The following is an 8,956-nucleotide window of genomic DNA, read 5'->3' on the forward strand; positions in this document are numbered from 1 at the left end:
GGCCGCGGCCGATTCGCCGGCCAGGTGGCCGAGGAGAACGTGGTGTGCCGCAGCTGCGATCGCGCCGACGCCACGGTACCGGGGCCCGCAGCACGGCCTGGTAGACCAGGACGGCCGCGAGCACACCGGTTGGTGAGTGACGCTTGGGTGTCACTCCAGCCGGGGCGGTGCGCACCGCAAAGACAACGACCCCTCCCGCACCCGGAAACCAGCTCCGCCAACCGCCACAAGCTGCCGAACAACCCAACGCCGAGATCCCGTCCGATCACCACGCTCGGACGGGATCTCGTCAACCGCTCACCGCATCATGGAGGCCGTCAGGGTTCCGGAGTTCGTTCCGCGGCAGGTCGAGGACCGCTTCCCACGCGGCCCGCCGGGTGGGGCGCCCGATGGTCCCGGCGCGGCTCGGCGCCTGCCGCGGCACGCGACTGTCCGCGCCTCGGTCCGGCGAGCATGACGTAGATCAGAACGGACAGCACCGCACAGATGGCGGCGCTTGCCCACAGCACCGTCTGCCACGCGCCGGTGAGCCCGCTGGTGACGAAGTCGGAGAACTCCGGCCGGATTTCGGCCGGCACCTCGGACAGCGGGCCGGTGAGGTCGCCGGCGTTCACGCTGTCGGCCAACTCGCCGGCCCTTCCGCGATAGGCGGGAAAGCCGCCCAGGCCGTCACCCAGCGAACCTTGCACGAGGTCGACCAGCACCGTGCCGACCACCGCGATGGCGATGGCCTCGCTGCCCAGCCGCAGCACGTTGAGCAAGCCCGCCGCGGTGCCGGTGGCCTCGGGCGCCACCACGGTCAGTGCCGCACCGTCGATCAGCCCGAAGTTGAGGCCGAGCCCGACCCCGAGTGTGATCAGCGGGCCGGACAGCGCCGTGAGGCTCATGCCGGCCTGCAGGACCGCTGCGAGCCAGGTGACCCCGCCGGTCAGGCACACCAAGCTGAGGCCGAGCACGTGCCGCGTGGTCAACCCCCACCGGATCAGCTTCGCGGCGAGGAGCGGGGTGACCAGGATCGGCAGCGTCATCAGCAGCATCGTGGCGCCGGCCGTCTTGCTGGAGGCGCCGTTCGCGGCCACCAGGTAGTTCGGCAGGAGCGGCAGCAGGATCACGAACGAGAAGGAGACGACCACCGGGATCAGGCACAGCGCCATGAACTTGGCGTTGCGCAGCAGTCTCAGATCGAGCATCGGATGCCGGGCGCGTCGCTCCACCAGGACGAACGCCACCATCAACACCACCGAACCGGCCAGCAGCCCCACGACGCCGGCACTGCCCCACCCCCACCGCGGGCCCTCGACCACACCGAGCATGAGGAGGAAGAGGCTGGTGACGAACGTCGCGGTGCCCACCGAGTCCACCCGGGCCGTCACCGCGCCCCGCGATTCGGGCAGGAACGGGACGGCGAGCAACACCAGCAGCATCAGCAGCGCGTGCAGCCCGAAGAACCAGCGCCACCCCAGGGCGTCCGCCAGCGTGCCCGCGGCCATGGCTCCCATGGCCAGCCCGCCACCCGTCACGATGCCGACGGCGGCGAACGCCCGGGTACGCGCCGCGCCGTCGAAGCTCGTGGCCAGGATGGCACTGCCGCTGGTCAGCAATGCGGCGGCACCGACACCGGCGAGGCCGCGCATCACGTCGAGCAGCAGGATGTCGCTCGTGGCCGCGCTCACCAGCGACGCCACGGTGAACAGCACCGCGCCCCCAATGAACACGCGGCGCCGGCCGAACCGGTCGGCCAGCGAGCCACAAGCGAGCATGAAGCTCGCGAAGGTCAGGTTGTAGCCGTGCACGACCCACTGCAGGGCGTCCAGTGACGCACCGGTATCGCGCCGGATGTGCGGGAGCGCCACCCCCGACCCCGTCACCGAAGTCGGAAGGATCAGCAGAACCAGGAGTATGGCGGTGCAGGTGATCGCGGGCCGTGCGCTGCCCGTCCGTCCGCCCGTGGGCAGCCTCACGCCGGCACACTCCGCGGTGACGCCACGGGCACGGCGCCGACGAGGCCGTCGGCGATGACGAGGTCCTGGCCGGTGATGTAGGAGGCGTCCTCGGATGCCAGGAACGCCACGGCCGCCGCCACGTCGTCCGGGTGCCCGAGGCCGCCGAGAGCCACCTCAGCGGCATTCCGGGCTTCGGCGCCGGGCTCCGGGTTGGCGTCGCGGTACATCGCCGTGTCGATGTAGCCGGGGCTGACCGAGTTGACCCGGATGCCGCGTGGCGCGAGGTCGGCTGCCAGGGTCCGGGCGAGGTTGTGTGCGGCGGCCTTGCTCGCGGAGTAGACGGAGGCGATGGGCAGCCCGCGGTAGAGGGTCCACGACGCGTTGATGACCACGGCACCGCCGTCCCGCATCAGGGGCAGCATCGTCTGGACGGTGAGGAAGACGCCCTTGAAGTTGACACCGACCACGTGGTCGAAGTCGTCGTCGGTGATCTCGGTGGTGGTCTTGAAGATTCCGACACCCGCGTTGGCGAAGATCGCATCCAGGCTGCCGCGCCACGTCTCGACGCGCCGCATGAGGTGACGGAGGTCGGCGCGGGAGGCCACATCGGCCGCGACTGCGAGCACCCGCTCGGGCTCGGTGTGCAGGCGGGCGGCGGCCTCCGCCACGCGCCCCTGGTCGCGTCCGGTGATGACGACGTAGGCGCCTTCGTCGAGGAGCCGGCGCGCGGTGGCGAACCCCATGCCTCTGGTACCGCCGGTGACCAGGACCGTCTTGTTGGTGAACCGCTTCATACGCCGATCGTCGACCGGCCGCCGCGCGCCTGGGAGTGCCGGTCGGACCTGGGTCTGCCACCACCACCCTCAGCGCTCGGTCTGCTTCTGCGCGGCCAGCAGGGCGGCAAGCCGGGCCTGGGTGCCGGTGTCCGGTGCCGGCGTGTACAGCAGCAGCCGGTGACCGGGCAGGCCGGAAAGCGGCAGCGCAGTGTACTCGAAGACGAGCTCGCCGGACTCCGCGTGCCGGACGGTCTTGATGCCCTCGGTCGCGCTACCGACCGGGTGCTCCGCCCAGATGTCGGCGAAGGCAGGGCTCGCCGCGCACATGTCGGCCGCAAGCCGGCCGAACTCCGGATCGTCCGGATAACGGGCCGCGTCCGCCCGGAACTGGCCGACGATCGCCCGCGCACCATCTTCCCAGTGGCACAGCGACGCGCGGAAGGCCGCATTGGTGAAGAAACTCACCAGGCAGCTGTAGTCGTCTTCGCCGTACCCGAACACCAGATTCGCGGCGCGGTTGACGGCGACGAAGTTCCAGTGCCGGTCGATCACGTAGGCGGGGCGTGGCAGCCAGCCGTCGATCAGCCGCCGAAGCGCGGGAGAGACCTCGCGGTTCGCTTGCCGGTGCGGCGGCGGGTTGAGCCCAGCCAGGAGATACAGGTGTTCGCGCTCCTCGTCGTCGAGGCGCAGGACCCGGGCGATGGCGTCCAGGACATCCGCCGAAATGTTGATCTCGCGGCCCTGTTCGAGCCAGGTGTACCAGGAGACTCCGACACCGGCGAGCACTGCCACCTCTTCACGGCGCAGCCCCGGCGTACGCCGCGCGCCGCCCGCGGGCATCCCGACATCCTCGGGCGCCAACCGGGCCCGCCGCGAGCGCAGGAACGCGCGAATCTCGGCGCTGCGTCGCTGTCGTGCGTCTGCGGGGAGCCGGGAAACGTCCATTCCTCCATGGTAGAAGCCACCGCGCTCGCCGAGATCCCGTCCGGTCAATCCGACCGGACGGGAGCTCGCCAACCAGTCATACCTGGTCGTCAAGGCCCGGTAATCCGAGCTGTCTCGAGAACGGCCGGCGAGTGGTTCCACCAGCCATTCGGCCGTGCAGTCCCGATCCCGAGGGGGGAGGTTGACGGAGACGGTGAACTCCTCGCGTTCGCGGAGGGCGTCGTCCGAACAGGTCGAGGGCGGTGGCGCTGGCCGGTGGAGGGTGCGGATGGCAGCCGCGGGCGCCGGCCATGCTCGCCTCCGGGCGCTCGAACTCCTCGCTTGCGGGGAACACCGGCTGGCCGGACATTTCGCCCAGATGGCGGTGGACGCCGGCCCGGACGGCACGGAGGCGCACCGCGTCCGGGCCGAGGTGTTCCACGCGCTGGAGAAGACCGCGACCTCCACCATGGCCAAGGGCGTCTACGGCTGGACGGTCGCCGAATCGACCGCGGTCCTCGACGGCGCCTGCCGCGACGAGGAACTGCGCACCCGGACCAGCGGCCGCACCCAGTGGGCGTTCTGAGCACGTTCGCAGCGCACTTCCCGCGCCGTTGAGGCGCGCGGATCTGGTCTACCTCGCCGGGTGGCGGCTGTTGCTGGTCACGGTGTCGAGCGGGCCAGACGGGCGCAACGGCCGCGGGAGGACCGGTGGCCGCCCTGTGCGTGCCACCGGTCCGCCCCTCGGTCAGGCCTTGCCGACGGCGCCCCGGATCTTGTCGGCCACGTCGCCCGCCGCGTCCTTCACCTTCTCGACCGCGCCCTTGGCCGCGGCCTTGACCTGGTCGGTCTTGCCTTCGGCCTGCAGCTGCTCGTCGCCACTGAGCCGGCCCGCGGTCTCCTTGGCCTTCCCGCCCAGGTCCTCGGCCTTGGCCTCGAACTTGTCGCCCAACGACATGGGGTTCTCCCTTCCTCGGTATCCGTACGCCCCGAAGGACAGCGGCCGCGCGGATCCGTCACGGGCGCACCGGTGCACCTCACACCGGAGATCCAAACCACACGATCGGGTCGTGACGTTCTTCCCGCCGTGGGTTCTCTCCAGTGTGGACATCGCGACGACGTCCACCGAGACCCACCGGACTTGCCGAAGGAGAAGGACATGACCAACGCCACCGCCACCACGACCGCGAAGCACTCGGGTGGGGATGTGGAGAAGTCCGGCACCAGCGCGCTGGTGACCAAGCAGGGCACCACGACCATCGCCGACACCGTGGTGCAGAAGATCGCCGGCCTGGCCACCCGCGAGGTTTCCGGCGTGCACGACCTCGGCGGCGGAGCCGCGCGGGCGTTCAACGCCCTCCGCGAGCGCATCCCGGGTGCCTCCGCCTCGGCCGGGCAGGGGGTGTCGGTCGAGGTCGGTGAAAAGCAGGCCGCCGTGGACCTGCAGATCCTGGTCGAGTACGGCGTGTCGATCGCCGACCTGTCCCGCGCGGTGCGCCGCAACGTGATCACCGCGGTGGAGCGGATGACCGGCCTGGAGGTCGTCGAGGTCAACATCAACGTCAGCGACGTGCACCTGCCCAGCGACGACGAGGGCGACGACCAGGCCGACACCGGCCGCGTCCAGTGACCGCCGGCGTCGGGATCGACGCCGACCGCATCGCCACCGCCGTGCAGGCCCAGCCCACCGTGGCGGATCTGCACGGCGGCCGGTTCGGCGAGATCGCCACCTACCTGCCGCACCGCCGCGTCCGTGGCATCCGGATCCGGCCCGGCGAGATCACCGTCGGCGTCATCGGCCGCTACCCCGCGACCGCCGACCGGATCGGCGACGACGTCCGCACCGCCGTCACCGCGCAGCCCGGCACGGCGGGCCACGCGGTCCACGTGCACATCGCCGACCTCCTGCCACAGGACAACGGCCCAGCTGAAGGGACACTGCCATGAGCACCACCCACATCGGACTGCTGACCGGGCTCGTGCTCGGTCTCGCCGGAGCCTTCGGCGGGTTCGGCGCCTTCCTCGTCGTCCTCGTCCTCGGCGCGCTGGGCCTGCTGGCCGGGCGTTATCTCGACGGCAAGCTCGACCTGTCCCAGCTCACCGGCCGCGACCGGGGGTGAGACCGATGACCACCACGACCCCGGTCGAGGAGCGCGGGCAGACCGTCCTGTCCGAACGCGCGGTCGAGCGCATCGCCACCATGGCGCTGACCGAAGTGGACGGTGTCGGCGGCGCCGCCCGCCGGGTACTCGGCATCGCCGTCGACGGTGAAGACCTCGACCGTGACGCGCAGGTCACCGCCCGCGTGCGGGGCGACGAGATCACGCTGCAGGCCCGGCTGTCGGTCGCCTACCCCGCGCCGGTCACGGCGACGACCGAAGCCGCGCGACTGCACCTGGTGCGGCGGGTGGGTGAGCTGACCGGCCGCACAGTGTCGCGTGTGGACATCACGATCACCGCCCTGCACTCCGACGTCAGCGCCCGTAGGAGGGTCCAGTGAAACGCCGTCCCCGCCGCAGCCTGCCCGCGGCACTGGTCGCCGTGATCCTGCTCGCCGCGGGCGCGCTGGTCGCGGTCACCGCCGTGCAGATGCTCCTGAACGAACCCACCTGGATCAGCTACGACCAGGCAGCCCGCACTCTGCACGGTCTGCTGTGGACGGACACCCCGGTGCTCGCCGCCGGCATCGTCGCCGCCGCACTGGGTGTGCTCCTGCTGCTGTGCGCGGTCGTCCCCGGCGCCCGCACCGTGCTGCCGCTGGCCGCCGGCGACACCGCCATCGACTCCGGCGCCTCCCGCCACAGCTACCGCGGCACCCTGCGCGCCGCCGCCGACGTGGACGGCGTCGACGGGGTGAAGCTGAAAGTGCGCGGCCGGTCGCTCACGGCGCGAGTGCGCACCGAGCGCACCAACACCACCGGGCTGGCCGAAGCCGTGGAGCACTCCCTCGCGCACCGGCTCGACCAGATCGCGCCCGCGCGCCGGCCCGCCGTGAAGATCAAGCTCAAGGCCGCGAGGAGCCAGTCATGACCAGCCTCAACCGCCCCGCCCGCCTCAACCGCACCCTGCTCGCCCTCTGCGGGCTGGTCCTGCTCGCCGCCGGCGCGTTCACCCTGGGCACCCACTTCCGCCTCCTCACCGTGCTCGCGCCGGACTCCCCACTGGTGCCCGGCACCGCATCGCCACCCACGTGGGCGCTCTACGCCGCCGCCGCGGCGGGGATCGTGGTGGCGCTGCTCGCGCTGCGCTGGCTGCTGGCACAACTCGCCCACCGGCCCAAGACGACCACGTGGCGCTTCGAACAGAACCCGGACACCGGCCGGACCGAACTGGGCGCGAGCACCGCCATCGCCCCGCTGCTGGCCGAAGTCGAGACCTACCCCGGAGTCCACTCGGCCCGCGGCACCCTCGCCGGGCAGCAGGACAACCCCACCCTGGCGCTGGTCGTCACGGTCGAGCAGGACGGCGATCCCACCCACATCCGCCACCGGCTCGACACCGACGGCCTCCCCCGGCTGCGCCAGGCCCTCGACCTGGAGGCCCTGCCCACCACGGTCGAGTTCCGGTTCAGCACCAAGACGGTGAGCCGCATCCAGTGATTCAGCGGACCGGGCACAGTGCTGGGGGTTGAGGTCTCTCGTCATGGGATGCCGGTGCCGGGCAGCAGGAGCCGGTCGCCGTCGGCGGGCTGTCGCAGTGCGTCGCGCCGGCGATCAGGTCGGCGATCCGCTCGGTGATGCGCCGTCCGACACCGTCGAGTGCGGCGGCAAGCTGCTCGGCCTCGGCGTCGACCAGGGACCCGGCTTCGGCCAGCGGTACGCCGGCCTCGGCCGGGGTCCGGACCTGGACCAGCCGCAGCAGGTCGGCGGATCCGTAGCGCCGGTAGCCGGAGCTGTCGCGTGGTGATTCGTCGAGCAGCCTTTGCCGGTGCCACACGGTCTTCACCGTGGCCCCGGTGAAGGCCGCCACCTGGCCGGCGGAAACTCCGTCACCAGGTCGGTTTCCGCCGCCGGTCAGCGAGTTTGCTGCCATCGGGCGTGCTGACGGCAACACCACTGACTACGGTGCATTGATGTACTGCGCGGCTCCTTGGCGTCGGCTCGTCTTCAGCGACAAGCTGAGGCCAGACTGACCTGCTGCCGCTCCGGGCGGTCCTGCTGGGCGGCGCTGGCCACCCCGGGGCGACCGCCCCGGCCACCAGCGCGACAGCCGGCGCCGTGACCGCCACCCGACGGGAGACCAGCGGCGTTCGTGCCCTCTGCTGGAACCCGGCGACCGCCGAAGCGGGACGAGCCGTGGGCGTGATGTTCTTCGTCAGGCGGCCAGGCGTGGGTCGAGCAACGCCAGGACCACATCAGGCTCCCGGCGCGGCACCGTTTCCGGACTGGCCGTCCGCGGGACCACCGGCCGCCGCCGCTTCGGCGATCGCCGATACCAGTTCCGGCACGCTGCTCCCGGGGAGCGTCAGCTCCATGCTCGTGCCCGGGTTGAAGCACAGCACGTGATCCTCGCCCGGCCAGTTCAACAGCACGTCCAAAAAGGACACGGTCGCGAGCGGGGCGCCGCCCGGCGCGACCGCGTCGAGCACCTGCTCGGAGCTGAACACCGGCACCACCGGCGTCTCGTCGTCGCCGAGGATCCGCCACGGGAACCCGCCGGTCTCGATCACCGCCGGGTCGGGGACCGGCTCGGCGGCCGGCAGCACCACGTCGGAGCCGATGAGCGCGAGCAGGAACGCGTCGAAGTCCAGTTCGGACACCGCGTCGCGCAGCCGCTCCTCCAGCTCGTTGATCGGCTGCAGCGCCGCGGCGGCCTCGGCGTCCCCGCCCAGCTCCTCCAGCACCAGGCGACGGACCTCGGAGAGCACCTCGTCGACCATCGCGTCCTGCACGTCCTCCACCGGGACCAGCTCCTGCCGCCCCTCGGCCAGGTCCTCGACCTCGCCGAGCACCAGGTACACGCCGATCGGGATGCCCGGGTTCACCACGAGCTGGGCGTGGTCGGGGTGGATCTCGCGCAACCCCGCGATGGTCGTCTCCCGCCAGCTGTCCACCACGCCGCCGAGCGCCCAGTCCAGCGACTCCTCCGAGGTGAAGACGATGACGTGGTTGCCCTCGGGCATCGGCAGGCTCGTCGGCCACGGGTCGCCCGGCTCCGGCGTGGCCGGCACGTACAGCGGGGCCTCGCGCAGCAACTGGGCGTAGCGCCGGCTGTCACTGTCCTGCAGCGCGGCCAGCATGCCGCTCTCGACCTCGTTGGCCGGGCGCCACTGAAAGTCCACTCCAGACACTTCCTCTTCGTCGTGTTCCGCCG

General features: G+C 71.7%; 13 protein-coding genes. 7 read left to right on the forward strand and 6 right to left on the reverse strand.

Annotated elements, in window-relative coordinates; genetic code table 11:
• Positions 1 to 317: 317 nt before the first annotated feature.
• The 3 genes from D0D28_RS06310 to D0D28_RS06320 form a co-directional block, all read right to left on the reverse strand.
• The gene (locus D0D28_RS06310; RefSeq protein ID WP_275895888.1) at positions 318 to 1,961 is read right to left on the reverse strand and encodes an MFS transporter; all 1,644 of its coding nucleotides are present in this window, start codon (positions 1,959 to 1,961) and stop codon (positions 318 to 320) included.
• Complete coding sequence (locus D0D28_RS06315) at positions 1,958 to 2,737, reverse strand: SDR family NAD(P)-dependent oxidoreductase (protein WP_116110041.1); 780 nt, start codon at positions 2,735 to 2,737, stop codon at positions 1,958 to 1,960. The genes D0D28_RS06310 and D0D28_RS06315 overlap by 4 nt, the downstream gene beginning before the upstream one ends.
• A 69-nt stretch (positions 2,738 to 2,806) precedes the next feature.
• The gene (locus D0D28_RS06320) at positions 2,807 to 3,664 is read right to left on the reverse strand and encodes a helix-turn-helix transcriptional regulator (protein ID WP_116110042.1); all 858 of its coding nucleotides are present in this window, start codon (positions 3,662 to 3,664) and stop codon (positions 2,807 to 2,809) included.
• A gap of 268 nt (positions 3,665 to 3,932) precedes the next feature.
• On the opposite strand from D0D28_RS06320, the gene D0D28_RS06325 reads away from it, so the two are divergent.
• A complete protein-coding gene (locus tag D0D28_RS06325; RefSeq protein WP_143266171.1) occupies positions 3,933 to 4,229 on the forward strand; it encodes an alkyl sulfatase dimerization domain-containing protein in 297 nt (98 codons plus the stop codon).
• Positions 4,230 to 4,391: 162 nt separating this feature from the next.
• Here D0D28_RS06325 and D0D28_RS06330 read toward each other — a convergent pair whose 3' ends face one another.
• Positions 4,392 to 4,601, reverse strand: coding sequence for a CsbD family protein (locus D0D28_RS06330; protein ID WP_094004918.1), 210 nt, complete (start codon positions 4,599 to 4,601; stop codon positions 4,392 to 4,394).
• Between the two features lie 201 nt (positions 4,602 to 4,802).
• On the opposite strand from D0D28_RS06330, the gene D0D28_RS06335 reads away from it, so the two are divergent.
• The 6 genes from D0D28_RS06335 to D0D28_RS06355 are packed head-to-tail and all read left to right on the forward strand — an operon-like array spanning position 4,803 to position 7,242.
• On the forward strand, positions 4,803 to 5,273 hold the full coding sequence (locus tag D0D28_RS06335) for an Asp23/Gls24 family envelope stress response protein (RefSeq protein WP_094004917.1): 471 nt from the start codon (positions 4,803 to 4,805) through the stop codon (positions 5,271 to 5,273).
• On the forward strand, positions 5,270 to 5,590 hold the full coding sequence (locus D0D28_RS36570; protein WP_233157194.1) for a hypothetical protein: 321 nt from the start codon (positions 5,270 to 5,272) through the stop codon (positions 5,588 to 5,590). The genes D0D28_RS06335 and D0D28_RS36570 overlap by 4 nt, the downstream gene beginning before the upstream one ends.
• On the forward strand, positions 5,587 to 5,763 hold the full coding sequence (locus D0D28_RS36035; RefSeq protein ID WP_094004916.1) for a hypothetical protein: 177 nt from the start codon (positions 5,587 to 5,589) through the stop codon (positions 5,761 to 5,763). The genes D0D28_RS36570 and D0D28_RS36035 overlap by 4 nt, the downstream gene beginning before the upstream one ends.
• A 5-nt stretch (positions 5,764 to 5,768) precedes the next feature.
• On the forward strand, positions 5,769 to 6,143 hold the full coding sequence (locus D0D28_RS06345; protein ID WP_116110043.1) for an Asp23/Gls24 family envelope stress response protein: 375 nt from the start codon (positions 5,769 to 5,771) through the stop codon (positions 6,141 to 6,143).
• Positions 6,140 to 6,673, forward strand: coding sequence for a DUF6286 domain-containing protein (locus D0D28_RS06350; protein WP_116110044.1), 534 nt, complete (start codon positions 6,140 to 6,142; stop codon positions 6,671 to 6,673). The genes D0D28_RS06345 and D0D28_RS06350 overlap by 4 nt, the downstream gene beginning before the upstream one ends.
• The gene (locus D0D28_RS06355) at positions 6,670 to 7,242 is read left to right on the forward strand and encodes an alkaline shock response membrane anchor protein AmaP (protein WP_116110045.1); all 573 of its coding nucleotides are present in this window, start codon (positions 6,670 to 6,672) and stop codon (positions 7,240 to 7,242) included. The genes D0D28_RS06350 and D0D28_RS06355 overlap by 4 nt, the downstream gene beginning before the upstream one ends.
• A gap of 1 nt (position 7,243) precedes the next feature.
• On the opposite strand, the gene D0D28_RS06360 is transcribed toward D0D28_RS06355, so the two are convergent.
• Together D0D28_RS06360 and D0D28_RS06365 are read right to left on the reverse strand one after the other, a co-directional pair.
• Positions 7,244 to 7,612: a MerR family transcriptional regulator gene (locus D0D28_RS06360; protein ID WP_240323109.1), complete on the reverse strand. Its 369-nt coding sequence runs from the start codon at positions 7,610 to 7,612 to the stop codon at positions 7,244 to 7,246.
• A 385-nt stretch (positions 7,613 to 7,997) separates the two neighbouring features.
• On the reverse strand, positions 7,998 to 8,924 hold the full coding sequence (locus D0D28_RS06365) for an SseB family protein (protein WP_116110046.1): 927 nt from the start codon (positions 8,922 to 8,924) through the stop codon (positions 7,998 to 8,000).
• Positions 8,925 to 8,956 lie beyond the last annotated feature (32 nt).

The organism is Amycolatopsis ruanii, from assembly GCF_003385175.1.
Classification (GTDB): domain Bacteria; phylum Actinomycetota; class Actinomycetes; order Mycobacteriales; family Pseudonocardiaceae; genus Amycolatopsis_E; species Amycolatopsis_E thermalba.